Below are 13677 nucleotides of genomic sequence, written 5' to 3'. Positions count from 1 at the left end.
GTCGGGGAGGCTCAGCCGAGGGTCTTGACGACGGTCTTCGTGGCCTGGGCGAGCAGGGCGTCGTCGGACTTGGCGTCCGCCTTGCCGCGGTCGGACAGGAGGACGATCACGATCGGGCTGCGCCCGCCGCCGGGCCACGCCACGGCGACGTCGTTGCGGGTGCCGTAGCCCGCGTTGCCGGTCTTGTCGCCGATCCTCCAGTCGGCGGGCACACCCGCGCGGATGTACGGGCCGCCGGTCGTGTTGCCGACCAGCCAGTCCGTCAGCAGCCCGCGCCGGTTCTCCGCGAGGACGTCGCCGAGCACGTAGCGACGCAGGTCGGCGGCCAGGGCGTGCGGTGTGCTGGTGTCGCGGGTGTCGCCCGGGGTGGCCTCGTTGAGGGTGGGTTCGGTGCGGTCGACGCTGGTGGTCGAGTCGCCCAGGTCGCGCAGGGACTGCTGGACGGCCGCCGGGCCGCCGAGTTGGGCGGTGACCAGGTTGGCCGCGGTGTTGTCGCTGTACTGGATGGAGGCGGCGGCCAGGTCCCGCAGCGTCATGCCGGTGGCCACGTGCTGGGAGGTGATCGGTGCCCACGCCAGCACGTCCTCCTGGCGATAGGGGACGACCTTGTCCAGGTCCGCGTCGGACGCCTTGCGCAGCAGGTGGCCGGCGGCGAGCGACTTGATCGTGGACGCGAACGCGAACCGCTCGTCGGCCCGGTGGCTGACCTCCCGGCCGCTACCGGTGTCCACGGCGAACACGCCGAGCCGGGCACCGAACTGCTGCTCCAGTGCCGCGAAGGAGGCGTCCGCCGAGGTGGCCGCCGAGGTGTCCGCCGAGTCGGTCGCGGTCGCCGCGGTCGCCGGCGCCGTCGAGGCGCTCCCCGCTTGGCCGCACCCGCCGATCAGTGCGGCCACCAGCAGAGCCACGGCGGGCAGCGCGGTGCGGGGTCGGTGCAGGTCGGGCGTCATCGGTGGTCTCCCAGGTGGTCGGTGCCGTCGTGTGCGGTGCGGTCGTACGCGGTGCGGTCTTGTTCGTTGCCGTCGTGTTCGTGCCGGCGTGGTCGCGCCGTCGCGCTCAGCTAAACAGGCCGCCGCCTTCCCAGTCCAAGACCTGAATCGTGAAGTGGGCGATAAGAAAACGCCTATGATTGCTGGCCATGGACCTGCTGGGGCACCTCCGCCACTTCCGCGCCGTCGCCGAGGAGCGGCACTTCGGCCGCGCCGCCGAGCGCCTGAGGATCGCCCAGCCCTCGCTCTCCCAGCGGATCCAGCGCCTCGAACGCGAACTCGGGGTGACCCTGTTCGACCGCGGCCCGCGCGGGGTCGACCTCACCCCGGCGGGCCGGGTGCTGCTCGCCGAGGCGGAGGAGACGCTGGACAGCGCCGCCCGGCTCCTCGCCACCGCCGCCGACCTGCGCACCGGACGGGCCGGCACCCTGCGCGCGGCCGTCCCGCCCGAGCTCGGGCCGGCCGCCCTGGCCGCGCTGCTCACCGGCTTCGAGACCGCCTCCCCGGGCACCCGGCTCGAACTGCGGGAGTTGCCGGTCGCGGCCGTGGTGCGCGAACTCGCCCAGCACACCGTCGACGTCGCCGTCGTCCGCCACCCCTGCCCGGCCGACGGACTGGCCTTCGGCCCCGTCTTGCACCAGCCGCTCGGCGTCCTGCTCGCCGCCCGCAGCCCGTACGCCGACAGCCCGGAGCTAGCGGTGGCCGAACTGACCGGCCTGCGCCTGGTCCTCCCGCCGCGCGCCAACGCCCCGGCCCTGTACGACGAGGTGCTCACCACGCTGACCAGGCACGGCTGCACCCCCGAGGCCGTCGTCGACCCGCCGGGACCGGACGTCGCGGGCGCGCTCGTGCTCACCGGCAGCGCCGTCGCCCTGGTGCCGCGCACCGCGCCACCGCCGGGTACAGTCTGGCGTCCGCTCACCGGCACCCCGCTGGCCTGGCGGACCTCCACGGCCTGGCCGGCCGGGCGGGGCGGGCCCGCCGTCAGGCTGTTCGCGGAGGCCGCCCACGCGGCGCTGACCGGACCGGGCGGCCTGCTGCCCCAGCCGCCCAACCGCCCGCTCTACCCCCGGCCCGCAATGGAGTTCCCGCTGTGACCAGCGACCGCACGAGAGCCGACCGCACGGCTGCCGACCGTACGGCCAACGACCGCACGGCTGCTGCCCGGACCCCGCAGAGCCGGGCCGCGCGCACCCGCATCGCCGCGGCCTTCGCCGACGCGGGCGTCACCGGCCAGCTGCACGCGCGCGACCTCGACACCGGCGCCGAGATCGGCCTCGGCGCCGACACCGCCGCCAGCACCGCCAGCGTCCACAAGGTCTGCCTGCTCGTGACGCTGTACCGCGAGGCCGCCGCCGGACGGATCGACCTGACCCGGCAGGTCGACGTCCCCGCCACCGGCCGCACCCCCGGAAGGACCGGCCTCGCCGCCATGCTCGACGCCGCCCGCCTCTCCCTGCGCGACCTCGCCTACCTCACCGTGGCCGTCAGCGACAACACCGCCGCCGACGTCCTGTGGGACGAGATCGGTCTCGACACCGTCAACCGGACCATGGCCGACCTCGGCCTGAGCCGCACCCTCGCCGTCCACAAGCTCCGCGACCTCATCGCCGCCCTCGCCGAGGACACCGGCCCGGACTCCCCGGTGGACCCGGCCGTGGTCGCCCGCCTCAGGGTTCTCGACCCCGCCTTCACCAACCACAGCACCCCCCGCGACATGACCACCCTGCTCGCCGCCCTCTGGCACGGCGACGCCTGCCCCGGCGAGCACGGCGCCGCCCTGCGACGCCTCCTCGGCCTCCAGGTCTGGCCGCACCGCCTGGCCTCCGGCTTCCCCTTCGACGACGTCCGCGTCCACGGCAAGACCGGCACCCTCCCCACGCTGCGCCACGAGGTCGGCGTCGTCGAGTACCCCGATGGCGGCCGCTACGCCGTCGCCGTCTTCACCCGGGCCGCCGCCACCACCATCACCCTGCCCGCTGCCGACGCCGCCATCGGAACCACCGCCCGCCTCGCCGTCGACGCCCTCCGGGCACAGGCGGCAGCGGCCGGGAGGGGCTGAGCGGGCCGGACGGGACCAAGGCGTTTTCGTTCGGATCACCAGGCGGACCTGAGGAAGGTGCCTGCGATGTGGAGTCCGGCCAGGTGGATGGCGGCGGTCTTCTCGTAGCGGGTGGCGATGCCTCGGCGCGGTGGTTCCAGCCGACCGCGCCGGAACGGTTCGTCCACACCCTGTCATCGGCCACCTGCACGGAAGTGCCACAGGAGACCGTCGCAGGGCACCCGCGCTCTGCCCTCAAGTACCTTCCGCCGCGCCCCGGCCGTTGGGTTGAATGGAACGTTGCCGACGATCCCAGGAGGGGCGGAGCCCGATGCGTGAGCGGGAGAACGAGAAAGCCACCGGGGCCAAGGCCGGCCGGGAGGCGAGGCACGCGCCCGCCACGGCCGGGCGCCCACGGCCCGGACTCCTCGCCCTGCAGGGCACCGTGGGCAACGCGGCGGTCGTCCAGATGCTTCGCAGGGCAGGGCACGGACTGGACGAGGAGGAGCACCGGCACGGGGACGGCTGCGGCCACGGGGGCGTCAGGGACCCCGCCGTCCCGCGTGCTGCGGCTGCCGCCGTCCAGCGCTCCTCCGTCCACGACGTCCTGCGCAGCCCCGGCCGGCCCCTGGACCAGGCCACCCGTACGGACATGGAGTCCCGCCTCGGCGCCGACTTCTCCGACGTACGCCTCCACACCGGCAGTGCCGCGAACGCCTCCGCCGCCGAGGTCGGCGCACGTGCCTACACCTCCGGCAACCACGTCGTCATCGCCGCGGGCGGGGGCGACGCGCACACCCTCGCCCACGAGCTCACCCACGTCATCCAGCAGCGCCAGGGACCGGTCAGCGGTACCGACCACGGCAACGGGCTGAAGGTCTCCGACCCCTCCGACCGCTTCGAGCGCGAGGCCGAGGCCAACGCCCGCGCGGTGATGAGCCGTCCGGCCCCCCGGGCGACCTCCGGCCCGCAGCGGTCGGACGGCCCCGAGACCGGGACGGCCGGTGCGGCAAAGGAGCCCGTGCAGCGCACCCTCGCGGCCGGCCTCCCGAAGGGGACCCAGGTCGTCAAGCACACGGACGAGAAGGACATCGAGGGGCATTCGATCCTCGGTTTCTCCTTCGGGTCCTATCTGATCTCCGCGGGCGCGGACGGCAAGAAGCCCCGGGCGTCCCTCAAGGACAAGTCGTGGGGGACGGTCGAGGGGCAGGAGGCGTCCCGCGCGGAGTACGAAGCGGCTCGCGCCGCGGAGTTGGACCCGGCGGTCCTCGCGGCCAAGCAGAAGCAGAAGGACCTCGACCTCGGCGAGAACTACCTCAGCGCCGACTACCGCCGGATCAACCCGCTCCTCGCGGCCCTCGGGCAGGTCGGCTTCGCCCCGGGCGAGATCGCCGCCCCCGGCTTCTCCTACAAGTCGAAGGAGAGGGAGGTGCTCGACGTGTGGCGCAGTATCGCGGTGGCACGGGGGTACGCGGACGAGCAGAGCACGGAGGCGTGGGACGAGAAGCACCTCGCGGACACCTTCGACATCTTCGCCCGGATCAACGGCGTGTGGGACGACTTCGCGACGCCCCGCGCGAACGAGGAAGGCAACGTGATGCGGGGCGACAGCAAGCACATGTTCGAGTCGTTCGGCGGCATCCTCAAGCAGCAGGAGAACCACCCGGACGGTGGCTACGTCCCGGTCGACCAGACGATCGAGTGGCCGGCCATCCTGTCGACCACGTACGGCGATCCGTTGACCCACACGTACGTGGCCGGCAAGGAGATCGTCTGGGAGTTCGGCCTCCCGGAGGACCACCGGGGAAGGGCGCTCGGCAGGAACAACCAGTCCGAGGAGGAGATGACCTTCCCCATCGGCACCCAGATCCACATCCGCCAGATCCTCGTGCGGAGCGGCGATTTCCGGCAGGAGAAGTCGGCGAAGTACGGCGAGAGCGCGACCGTGATCGTTTTCGCCGACATCCTGGCGGGCCAGGGACCGACTCGAGGGGACTAGGGCACGTATTCGGTGGTGATCATTCTGGGAAGTTGCCCTCTCGGCACAACCTGGTCCGGTAGACCGTGTTTCGTGACGCGAGCGCAACTATCTGATGCGGAGTGGGAGTTCATCGAGCCGTACCTGCCGGTCGGCGAGTACGGCCCGTATCCCGAACGGCTGCGCCAGCAGTTCGAGGGCGTGATCTGGCACTTCAAAACCGGCAGCCAGTGGCGTGAGACGCCCGGGGAGTCCGGTGCCTTGGCGCGATGATCTGGATCAAGGACCTCACTGGAGCCGCTTGATCACGACCAAATGCGCGCCGTGGAGCCACAAGCCGCCCGGCCTCCGGCATCGGCCGGAAGCCGGTTCTCGCCCTCGGCGCCGCCGAGTAAGACCTCACTTGTGGTCGCGCAGGAAAGCGGGGATCTCCTCCCGCGTCGGGTAGTTCGGCAGCGGCGCCGGCGCGTCCTGGAGGAACGCGGTGATGACGGCCGCCACCCACTCGTCGTTGCCGTCGAGCCCGTTCCACAGGTGGTGCCCGACCCCCGGCATGTACTGGGTGCGCTGGATCGCCGGGTCGGCGTCGAGCACGGCGGTCTCCCACTGGCGGACCTGCGAGGTGCCGACACCGCCTCCGCCTCGACCGGGGCGTCGCCGAGTCCGTCCTCGACGGCGGGGCGACGACCATCGCCCTCTCCCTCTGGGTGGCCCTGCACGGGCTCGTGACCCTCGAACTGGCCGGGGCGCTCGACGCCCCCACGGGACAGGCCGCGTTCCGTGCGACGATCAACGCCACCCTGCGGGGCTGGGCGACCCCCGAGTCGGCCCGCAGGCTTCGCAGGGCCGAACTCGGCGGCGTCGTCCGGTCGGAGGCGTAGACGCGCCCGGTCGCGGCTCGGGTGAGGACGCCCTCGAACTGCTGGCGCAGCCGTTCGGGGCAGGGGCCGTACGCGCCGATCGGCAGGTGCGACTCGATGAACTCCCACGCGCTGTCCGTCAATTGCATGCGGGTCACGCATCACGGTCTACCTACCGGATCAGGCGCAACCGCGAGGACGGAACCCGCAAATTGATCACAACCGAATACGCGCCCCAGTCCTGGACTAGTCCTGCCACTCGCGCCCGACCGGCCGCCAGTGCCACGAGGACGTGCGCGGACGGCCGTTCAGCTCTCCGTGCCCGGTGCACCGGGGCAGGACGTCCGCCGGGTGGGTGTCCGGCTCCTCCGGGACGTCGGGGAAGAGCCAGGAGAGCACGTAGTAGCTGGTGACCTCGGGCAGTTGCCAGTCCAGGCCGAGGCCGAGGGCGATGCCGTGGGTGTGCAGCGCCAGCTCGGGCCGATTACGCCAGGGGTAGCCCAGTTCCCCGGGCGGTAGGCGCCGCAGAGCTCGGCGGTGGCGCGCGGTTCGAGCGAGCCGGACCTCATGGGGCGTTGCGGTGGCGTGCGGCGGCCCGCCCCGGCCCAGGAGGTACCGGGGGACTGATCCGATGAACCGGGGGCCGCCCGATTCCCTGCTGTGGAGCGACAGCTCGGTCAGGTGCCCCCCCGGCCGCTGACGACCGGGCGGCCCTCCGGGCGGCCCTCGCCGACCGGCGGGCAGCGGATGGTCGGCGTGAGGATGTCCGGTCCGTGGCCACCGGCCGGTGATCGTGAGCCGACCGCAGCTGTCAGGTGGACTTCCCCATCCTTCCGGCCCGCCGTCTCGGCCCGTTCCTCCGCTCTGGGGCGGTAGTTGACGGCAGTCGGCGCCGCGCGTCAGCCGGTTGCCGCCGGTGGCCCGAACCAGTGGGTGAGGCTTGCCCGTAGCTCCTCGGCCGCCACGTCGGCGGGTGTGGTCGGCGTGCCGATCCAGGCCGCGTGCCCGTCCGGGCGGACCAGGATCGCGTCGGCGCGGTGCGGGGTGTCCGGGCGGGTGTGGGCGGTGGTGACCCGGTCCGCCCAGGGGTGGGCGGCGGTGGCGAGGGCGGCGGAGTGCGGGGTGGTGCCGTCGAGCAGCAGGGCGCCGCCGGGCGTGCGGGTCAGCAGTGCGGTGAGGCGGTCCCGGCCGGTCGGGCCGAGGGGGAGGTCCGGCACCAACCGCCCTGCCCAGGGGTGTCCGGGGTCGCCGGAGGCGGGGTAGCGGGTGGCGACACCGGTGATCGCCTCGGCCAGCGGCCCTGCCGTGTCGGCGGATTCGGCGAGCTCGGCGAGGAGTTCGCGGACTGGCGCCAGCCGGTCGTCGTCGTCGTTCCCGTCCGCCCGGGCGAGTACGGCCTGGGCGCGGGTGTTGCGGAGCAGCCGGGTGCCGGCCGCGTGGCGTTCGTCGTGGTAGGTGTCGAGCAGCGTGTCCGGGGCCTGCCCGCGCGCCACCAGGGCGAGTTTCCAGCCGAGGTTGACGGCGTCGTCGAGGGCCGCGTTGACGCCGATGGCGCCGGCCGGGGGGTGGATGTGCGCGGCGTCCCCGGCGAGCAGGACCCGGCCGGCCCGGAACCGCTCGGCGAGCCGGGCCGCGTCGCCGAACCGGGTCAGCCACTGGGCCTGGGCGATCTCGGCCCGGCGGCCCAGCGCGGCGTCGACCGCGCGCTGGAAGGAGTCGAGCGACACCGGCTCGTGCGGGTCCGCGGGCGGCGCCGGGTCGGCAGTGAGGAGGCGGACGTAGCCGGGGCGCGGGATCGCGAACACCGAGCGGCCGCCGGGACCGGTGTTGGGGCCGAACGGGACGGCCGAAGGGTCGGCGAGCACGACGTCGCCGAGCAGGCTGAAGTTCCGGGCGGGCGTCCCGGGGAAGCCGATCCCGGCCGCCCTGCGCACGGTGCTGCGGCCCCCGTCGCAGCCGACCAGCCACCGGCAGCGCACGGTCGACGGGCCGTCCGCGCCGTCGACCTCGACCGTCACACCGGCACCGTCCTGCCGCAGCCCGGTGAGGCGTCGGCTGCGGACCAGGCGGGCACCCGATTCGACGGCCCGCTCGGCGAGCAGTTCCTCGACCCGGGTCTGGGGGATGCCCAGGACGTAGCGGTGCTTCGCGCGCATGGCGGCGAGGTCGAGCCGGGAGGCTCCGACGAACACGGTCGTCGGTACGGTCGGTCCCTCGGCGAGGAAGCGGTCGGCCAGGCCCCGGCGGTCGAGCAGCTCCAGGCTCCGGGCGTTGAGGTTGAACCCGCGGCAGTGGCCGGGAGGTTGGGGCTCCCGCTCCAGGACCAGCGCCCGTACCCCGGCGCGCCCGAGCTCCCCGGCGAGGGCCAGTCCGGCGGGCCCGGCGCCGACCACCAGGACGTCGACGGTCTCGGGCTCCGTGGCGTGGTCACTCATCGTCCGCCCCCGTCCGGCCGCCCCGGGACTCCTGGTCCGGCCAGGTCAGCGTCCCGCGCTCGATCTCCTCGGCGGTGCGCTCCACCCAGGCCAGCTCGGACTGCGCCATGGCGGCGGCGTACTCGGCCTCGATGACGAACAGGCGCGGCGCGCCGTGCTCCTCGCGGGCCGCGCGGTAGCCCTCGGCGTCCCGCGCGATGCTCTCCCGCAGGGCGGCGGCCCGCTCGCGCAGCGCCTCCGCCGCCCGGTCGCGGCCCAGCGCGCCGAGGTAGCCGACGGCGGAGAGGAACCGCGGGTACTCGGGGGAGGGCCGCCGGATCAGCTCGTCGAGCCAGTCGGTGAACCCGGCCCGTCCGGCGGGGGTGTGGCGGTAGACGGTGCGGGCCGGGCGGTTGCCGACCTGCTCGGTGCCGTCCGCCTCGATCCAGCCGTCCCGGGCGAGCGCGCGGACGGTGTCGTAGAGCGAGCCGGTGGTGAGCTTGAACGCGCGCTCCATGCCGCGCTCGCGCAGTGCGCCGGCCATGGCGTGGGGGTGCATCGGCTGCTCCAGCAGCAGCCCGAGGAGGGCGAGGGCGAGGGCGTTGGCGGGGCGTTTCGGGGACTGCTGGGCGGTGGCGGGGTGCTGACGGGTGGCCATGGGGCTCCGTGGGTCGACGCGTGGACTACTAGGTATCGATCACTCGGATCCGAGCATATGGAGCCGGAGTGTCGAGGGCAAGGCCTTCGTGGGGCACCCACCCGCCGGACCCGCCGGACCCGCCGGCCCCTCTGGCGTACCGGGACCGCACCGCGCGTCGCCCGCGTTGACCGTCTGTCTTCCCGTGCCGCCTAGCGTCCCTCCGTGAACCCGGCCCGACCCGGGCCGGCGCCGAAGGGAGAACACTCGTGCTCCGCAAAACCCGCGCACTGCTGACCGGTTCGGCCGTCGCCCTGGCCCTCACGCTCACTTCGACCACCTTCACCGCCCATGCCGCCGGGGACCAGAGCGGCATCGACGCCTGCGCCCGGGAGGCCCAACTCGCCGGCTTCGCCAAGGACAAGTCCGGCGAGGGCCGCAACGACGACGCGATCTACGCCGTCGCGATCGCCATGGCCGAGTCCGGCTGCGACCGGCTGGCCGTCCACACCAACCAGCCCACCGACCCCGACCCGGGCACCAAGGACCTCGGCGCGTGGCAGATCAACGAGCGGTGGTACCCCGAGGTCCACTACCACGACGCCGAGGTCGTCACCGCCGAGAACTGGCAGGACATGGGCTGGTCGGCCCGCAAGGCCTTCAGGATCGACACCGACGGCACCGGCCGGGGGTGGGCCTCCTGGGCGGCCTGGAAGCTCGGCACCTACCAGCAGTACCTCGGCCAGGCACGCGACGCGGTCTACCGCGTCTGGCAGTAACGCCCCACCGCGGGCGAGCAAATCGTCCGCCCGTCCGCCCGTCCGCCCGTCCGCCCGTCCGCCCGTCCGCCCGTCCGGCCCGACCGGGAGAGCGGAGCGGTGACGGAAAAGGGGCGGCCCGTGTTCGGGCCGCCCCTGCTCCGTTCGTTCGCCCGCGCGGCGGGCCCGGGCTACCAGCGGTCGTGCACCTGCGGCCGGATCCGGCGGTCGTACAGCTCCCGGACGGCGTCGAGGGTGGCCGGCGGCAGCGGCGCCAGCGCGGCGGCGGCCGCGTTCGCCCGGGCCTGCTCGACGTTGCGGGCCCCGGGGATCACCGTCGTCACGCCCGGCTGCTGGATGATCCAGCGAAGCGCCGTCTGGGCGGCCGTCGCGCCCTCGGGCGCGAGCGCGGCGAACTCCGCCGCCGCCTCGACGCCCGTCGCGAAGTCCACCCCGGAGAAGGTCTCGCCCTGGTCGAAGGCCTCGCCGTGGCGGTTGTAGGTGCGGTGGTCGTCCGGGGCGAAGACGGTCTGCTGGCCGTAACGGCCCGACAGCAGCCCCGAGGCGAGCGGCACCCGCGCCAGGATCCCGACCCCGGCCGCCTCGGCGGCGGGCAGCACCCGCTCCAACGGCTTGAGCCGGAACGCGTTCAGGATGATCTGCACGCTCGCGACGCCCGGGCGCGCGATCGCGGTCAGCGCCTCCGCGCACGTCTCCACGCTCACCCCGTAGGCGGCGATCCGCTCCTCCGCGACCAGGGTGTCCAGGGCGTCGAACACCTCGTCGGAGGAGTAGACGGGCGTCGGCGGGCAGTGCAGCTGGACCAGGTCCAGCCGCTCAACGCCCAGGTTCGCCCGTGAACGGTCCGCCCAGGCGCGGAAGTTGGCGAGCCGGTAGTGCTCGGGCCGCTGCTCGACCCGGCGGCCGAACTTGGTGGCGACGAACACCTCCGCGTCCGGGCGCTCCTTCCGGTAGCGGCCGATCAGCCGCTCGCTGCGGCCGTCGCCGTAGACGTCGGCGGTATCGAAGAGCGTGACACCCGCCTCCACGGAGGCGTCCAGCACAGCAAGGGCGTCCTCCTCCCGGACGTCCCCCCAATCCGCGCCGAGCTGCCAGGTGCCGAGTCCGACGACCGAGACGGGACGGCCGGTGCGGCCGAGTACGCGCTGTTCCATGCCGCGAGCCTCTCACGCCACGCCGGGCGACGCCTACCCCGGCCCGCGACCGGCTCCGCGACCAGCTCCGCAGCCGGGGTCTGGGCCGGTTCAGGGCCGGGTCAGGGTCAGGGCAGGGCGGGCCCGCCCGTGCGGACGGCGTGGGTGGCGCCGACGGTCCGGAGGCCGCGGTCGACGGTCTCCTGGTTCTGGCCCACCGGGGCCACGTAGTCGAGGACGGCGCGGGCGGCGTCCGCCCCGAGGGTCCGGGTGATCACCCAGGTGGCGAGGTACTGGGAGGCCAGGCAGCCGCCGGCGGTGGCGATGTTCCCCTCGGCGTGGAACGGCGCGTCCAGCACGGTGAGTCCGCGGGCCTCGACGAAGGGGCGGGTCGTCCGGTCCGTGCAGACGGGCATGGTGCCCAGCAGTCCGAGGTGGGCCAGGACGAGGGCGCCGGAGCACTGGGAGCCGATCAACTGCCGTGCGGGGTCGAGCGGCAGCAGCGAGAGCGTCCGGCCGTCGGCGACCACATCGCGGGTGCGCACGCCGCTGCCGATCAGCACGACGTCGGCCTCGGCCACGAACTCCATCGGGCGCTGCCCGGTCACTTCGACGCCGTTCATGGAGGTGACCACCGGCGCCGGTGTGGTGATGAACGCCTCCAGGCCGTCCCTGCGGCAGCGGTTGATCAATGCCGAGGCGATGAAGCTGTCGAGTTCGTTGAACCCGTCGAAGGTGATCACGGCTACCTGCATCACGACTCCTCCGTGCGGTACGGGCGTCCAGTCTCCTGGGAGCGGCCGGTCGGGGGCAACGGTGTCACGGTGTTCCCGCTCGGATCGGAGCCTCGGGGTCCGGGGCGGGGCGAAGGCGGGCGGGCCCGGCCGGGATCTCGCCCGACTCCCTTGTCACGGAACTGCGTTCAACCCGTGGCCGACGCTGCTCGGCGGCGGTAGACGGCCGTCGCGAGCTCGACCAGGGAGCGGATCAGCGGGTTGCCGTCGCCCTCGTTCCACGCCGCCACCATCCGGCTCGGTGCCATGTCGGCCAGCGGCACCACGGCGAGTGGCGCGGGCAGGTCGTGCCCGAGCGGCATCATGCCGACGGTGCCGTTCCAGAGCACAGCCTGCAGGCATTCCTGGACGGCCCGCACCACCGGGCCCTCGCGCGGGATGCCGCCGTGCCAGTAGGACTGCCAGCCGGGGTCGGTGCCCGGCGGGAACCGGAACCAGCGGCGGTCGTCCATCTCGGCCAGCCGCAGCCGGTCGCGGCCGGCCAGCGGATCGTCGGCGCGCAGGACCACGCCGACCGGGTCGGCCCGGAGCGTACGAACCGTCAGGGCGGTCTCGTCGAACGGCGCCCGGGTCAGGGCGACGTCGACCAGTCCGGCGCGCAGCCCGCAGGTCGGGTCGGTCAGATCGGTGTCGCGGACGCGGATGTCGATGCCGGGGTGCCGCCGGCGGAAGGCGGCGGCCAGGTCGGAGATCCCCGGGTCGGTGCCGTCGCCCAGGATGCCGACGGTGACGGTCGCGGCGCCGGCCGCCGCGCTCACCCGGGCCCGGAGCCGGTCGGCGTGGTCGAGCAGCCCCCGGGCCTCGTCCAGCAGCACCGCGCCCACGGGGGTGAGCGCGACACCGGCGGGGGAGCGGGTGAAGAGCAGGGCCCCGACCTCGGTCTCCAGCCGCTTGATCGCCCGGCTCAGCGGCGGCTGGGTCATGTGCAGGCGGTGGGCCGCCCGGCCGAAGTGGAGTTCCTCGGCGACGGCGACGAAATAGCGCAGGGTCTGTAGCTCCACACTGCCACGATACCCATCCGGTATCGGCGCTGCGGGACCGGTCTTGGACACCCGGTGGGCGCCGGCGGTGGAGTGGTGGGCATGACCGAAGACCTCGCAGAAGACATGGCACACGGCACCGAGAGCGGCACCGGAACCGGCACCGAGAGCGGCACCGGAACCGGCACAACCCCCGCCGTCGTCCTGGTACGCCCCGGCGAGGGCGAGACGATCGTGCTGGGCGCCACGCGGATGCGCGTCCTGGAGGACGGCAGCCACACCGGGCACCGCCTCGCGATCGCCGAGTCCGTGCTCGGCCCGCACACCGAAGGGCCGCCGCAGCACCGCCACGCCCAGCACGACGAGGGCTTCTACGTCCTCTCCGGCACCGTGCGCTTCACCGTCGGGGAGCAGGACCACGACGCCGCAGCGGGCACGCTCGTGATCGTCCCGCCCGGCGCCCCGCACACCTTCGCCAACCGGACCGACCAACCCGCCGTCCTGCTCAGCACGTTCACCCCCGACCTGTACGTGCAGTACTTCCGTGACCTCGCGGAGGTGCTCGCCGCCGGCCGGCCGCTGACGCCCCGTGCGAACACCGAGGCGATGAGCCGCTACGCGACCGAGCCCGCGACCACCGCCGCCCCGGGTGCCGAATGAGTCTCGCCTACTGGATCGTCGCGGGACCGCTGGCGCTCTTCTACGGCTACGCGGGCACGCTGAAGACCGTCCGCAGCCCGGATCGGCTCCGGCCGATGATGGCCTGGGTGGACCGCGTCCCGCCGGCCGCCGTCAGGACGCTGGGCGTGGTGGAGGTGCTCGGCGCGGCGGGCCTGCTCCTGCCGCTGCTGACCGGCATCGCGCCCGCGTTGGCGCCGGCCGCGGCGATCGGCCTCGTGCTGCTGCAGGGTGGGGCGGTCGCCGTCCACCTGACCGGTGGCGACCGCCGGCTCGGCCTCAACGCCGCCCTGGTCATCGCCGCCGCCGTGGCCGCCTGGCTGGCCGCCGGGCCCTGAGCCCGGTCAACCGGGAGGCCGGACGGCACGGGCGTCGGCCCGCCACCACGCGGTGG

General features: G+C 74.1%; 15 protein-coding genes and 2 pseudogenes. 8 read left to right on the top strand and 9 right to left on the bottom strand.

What is annotated here, in order from left to right:
- Positions 1–11 precede the first annotated feature (11 nt).
- Entirely contained in the window at positions 12–950 is a 939-nt protein-coding gene (gene bla, locus ACFWIS_RS11590) for a class A beta-lactamase (RefSeq protein ID WP_380454040.1), read from the bottom strand.
- 188 nt (positions 951–1138) lie between these two features.
- Between bla and ACFWIS_RS11585 the strand changes: the two genes are divergently transcribed.
- Both ACFWIS_RS11585 and ACFWIS_RS11580 read left to right on the top strand, forming a co-directional pair.
- Positions 1139–2086 carry a LysR family transcriptional regulator gene (locus ACFWIS_RS11585; RefSeq protein WP_380454042.1) on the top strand — a complete coding sequence of 316 codons (948 nt, stop codon included), beginning with the start codon at positions 1139–1141 and terminating at the stop codon, positions 2084–2086.
- 101 nt (positions 2087–2187) lie between these two features.
- Entirely contained in the window at positions 2188–3051 is an 864-nt protein-coding gene (locus ACFWIS_RS11580; protein ID WP_380454067.1) for a serine hydrolase, read from the top strand.
- 35 nt (positions 3052–3086) lie between these two features.
- On the opposite strand, the gene ACFWIS_RS11575 is transcribed toward ACFWIS_RS11580, so the two are convergent.
- Positions 3087–3218 (bottom strand): hypothetical protein, encoded by a 132-nt coding sequence (locus tag ACFWIS_RS11575; RefSeq protein WP_380454044.1) that lies wholly within the window; start codon positions 3216–3218, stop codon positions 3087–3089.
- 143 nt (positions 3219–3361) lie between these two features.
- Between ACFWIS_RS11575 and ACFWIS_RS11570 the strand changes: the two genes are divergently transcribed.
- Together ACFWIS_RS11570 and ACFWIS_RS11565 are read left to right on the top strand one after the other, a co-directional pair.
- Entirely contained in the window at positions 3362–5029 is a 1668-nt protein-coding gene (locus tag ACFWIS_RS11570) for a DUF4157 domain-containing protein (RefSeq protein WP_380454046.1), read from the top strand.
- A 72-nt stretch (positions 5030–5101) separates the two neighbouring features.
- Positions 5102–5275 (top strand): annotated as a pseudogene (locus ACFWIS_RS11565) (transposase); the annotation flags it as partial.
- Between the two features lie 132 nt (positions 5276–5407).
- Here ACFWIS_RS11565 and ACFWIS_RS11560 read toward each other — a convergent pair.
- Positions 5408–5602: a hypothetical protein gene (locus tag ACFWIS_RS11560; protein WP_380454048.1), complete on the bottom strand. Its 195-nt coding sequence runs from the start codon at positions 5600–5602 to the stop codon at positions 5408–5410.
- Positions 5603–5676: 74 nt separating this feature from the next.
- Between ACFWIS_RS11560 and ACFWIS_RS11555 the strand changes: the two are divergent.
- Positions 5677–5889 (top strand): annotated as a pseudogene (locus tag ACFWIS_RS11555) (WHG domain-containing protein); the annotation flags it as partial.
- 225 nt (positions 5890–6114) lie between these two features.
- Here ACFWIS_RS11555 and ACFWIS_RS11550 read toward each other — a convergent pair.
- From ACFWIS_RS11550 to ACFWIS_RS11540, 3 genes are all read right to left on the bottom strand, one after another.
- Positions 6115–6267 carry a hypothetical protein gene (locus ACFWIS_RS11550; protein WP_380454050.1) on the bottom strand — a complete coding sequence of 51 codons (153 nt, stop codon included), beginning with the start codon at positions 6265–6267 and terminating at the stop codon, positions 6115–6117.
- Between the two features lie 500 nt (positions 6268–6767).
- Positions 6768–8303 (bottom strand): FAD-dependent monooxygenase, encoded by a 1536-nt coding sequence (locus tag ACFWIS_RS11545; protein WP_380454051.1) that lies wholly within the window; start codon positions 8301–8303, stop codon positions 6768–6770.
- Entirely contained in the window at positions 8296–8940 is a 645-nt protein-coding gene (locus ACFWIS_RS11540) for a PadR family transcriptional regulator (RefSeq protein WP_380454053.1), read from the bottom strand. The genes ACFWIS_RS11545 and ACFWIS_RS11540 overlap by 8 nt, the downstream gene beginning before the upstream one ends.
- 248 nt (positions 8941–9188) lie before the next feature.
- On the opposite strand from ACFWIS_RS11540, the gene ACFWIS_RS11535 reads away from it, so the two are divergent.
- Positions 9189–9698 carry a hypothetical protein gene (locus ACFWIS_RS11535; protein ID WP_380454055.1) on the top strand — a complete coding sequence of 170 codons (510 nt, stop codon included), beginning with the start codon at positions 9189–9191 and terminating at the stop codon, positions 9696–9698.
- 170 nt (positions 9699–9868) lie between these two features.
- Here ACFWIS_RS11535 and ACFWIS_RS11530 read toward each other — a convergent pair whose 3' ends face one another.
- The 3 genes from ACFWIS_RS11530 to ACFWIS_RS11520 form a co-directional block, all read right to left on the bottom strand.
- A complete protein-coding gene (locus tag ACFWIS_RS11530) occupies positions 9869–10852 on the bottom strand; it encodes an aldo/keto reductase (RefSeq protein WP_380454057.1) in 984 nt (327 codons plus the stop codon).
- Between the two features lie 107 nt (positions 10853–10959).
- A complete protein-coding gene (locus ACFWIS_RS11525) occupies positions 10960–11586 on the bottom strand; it encodes an AraC family transcriptional regulator (protein ID WP_380454059.1) in 627 nt (208 codons plus the stop codon).
- A gap of 167 nt (positions 11587–11753) precedes the next feature.
- Positions 11754–12626 carry a LysR family transcriptional regulator gene (locus ACFWIS_RS11520; RefSeq protein ID WP_380454061.1) on the bottom strand — a complete coding sequence of 291 codons (873 nt, stop codon included), beginning with the start codon at positions 12624–12626 and terminating at the stop codon, positions 11754–11756.
- Positions 12627–12731: 105 nt separating this feature from the next.
- Between ACFWIS_RS11520 and ACFWIS_RS11515 the strand changes: the two genes are divergently transcribed.
- Both ACFWIS_RS11515 and ACFWIS_RS11510 read left to right on the top strand, forming a co-directional pair.
- The gene (locus ACFWIS_RS11515) at positions 12732–13265 is read left to right on the top strand and encodes a cupin domain-containing protein (RefSeq protein WP_380454069.1); all 534 of its coding nucleotides are present in this window, start codon (positions 12732–12734) and stop codon (positions 13263–13265) included.
- Entirely contained in the window at positions 13262–13621 is a 360-nt protein-coding gene (locus tag ACFWIS_RS11510) for a DoxX family protein (protein WP_380454063.1), read from the top strand. The genes ACFWIS_RS11515 and ACFWIS_RS11510 overlap by 4 nt, the downstream gene beginning before the upstream one ends.
- Positions 13622–13677 lie beyond the last annotated feature (56 nt).

This window comes from Kitasatospora sp. NPDC127060 (genome assembly GCF_042724935.1).
Lineage (GTDB): Bacteria > Actinomycetota > Actinomycetes > Streptomycetales > Streptomycetaceae > Kitasatospora.
This window is presented reverse-complemented; position numbering and strand designations above follow the sequence as displayed.

What these genes read in the sequence shown, in the direction of transcription:
- bla (WP_380454040.1), bottom strand. Translation starts at nt 950, where the DNA reads ATGACGCCCGACCTGCACCGACCCCGCACCGCGCTGCCCGCCGTGGCT.
- ACFWIS_RS11585 (WP_380454042.1), top strand. Translation starts at nt 1,139, where the DNA reads ATGGACCTGCTGGGGCACCTCCGCCACTTCCGCGCCGTCGCCGAGGAG.
- ACFWIS_RS11570 (WP_380454046.1), top strand. Translation starts at nt 3,362, where the DNA reads ATGCGTGAGCGGGAGAACGAGAAAGCCACCGGGGCCAAGGCCGGCCGG.
- ACFWIS_RS11545 (WP_380454051.1), bottom strand. Translation starts at nt 8,303, where the DNA reads ATGAGTGACCACGCCACGGAGCCCGAGACCGTCGACGTCCTGGTGGTC.
- ACFWIS_RS11540 (WP_380454053.1), bottom strand. Translation starts at nt 8,940, where the DNA reads ATGGCCACCCGTCAGCACCCCGCCACCGCCCAGCAGTCCCCGAAACGC.
- ACFWIS_RS11530 (WP_380454057.1), bottom strand. Translation starts at nt 10,852, where the DNA reads ATGGAACAGCGCGTACTCGGCCGCACCGGCCGTCCCGTCTCGGTCGTC.
- ACFWIS_RS11525 (WP_380454059.1), bottom strand. Translation starts at nt 11,586, where the DNA reads ATGCAGGTAGCCGTGATCACCTTCGACGGGTTCAACGAACTCGACAGC.
- ACFWIS_RS11515 (WP_380454069.1), top strand. Translation starts at nt 12,732, where the DNA reads ATGGCACACGGCACCGAGAGCGGCACCGGAACCGGCACCGAGAGCGGC.
- ACFWIS_RS11510 (WP_380454063.1), top strand. Translation starts at nt 13,262, where the DNA reads ATGAGTCTCGCCTACTGGATCGTCGCGGGACCGCTGGCGCTCTTCTAC.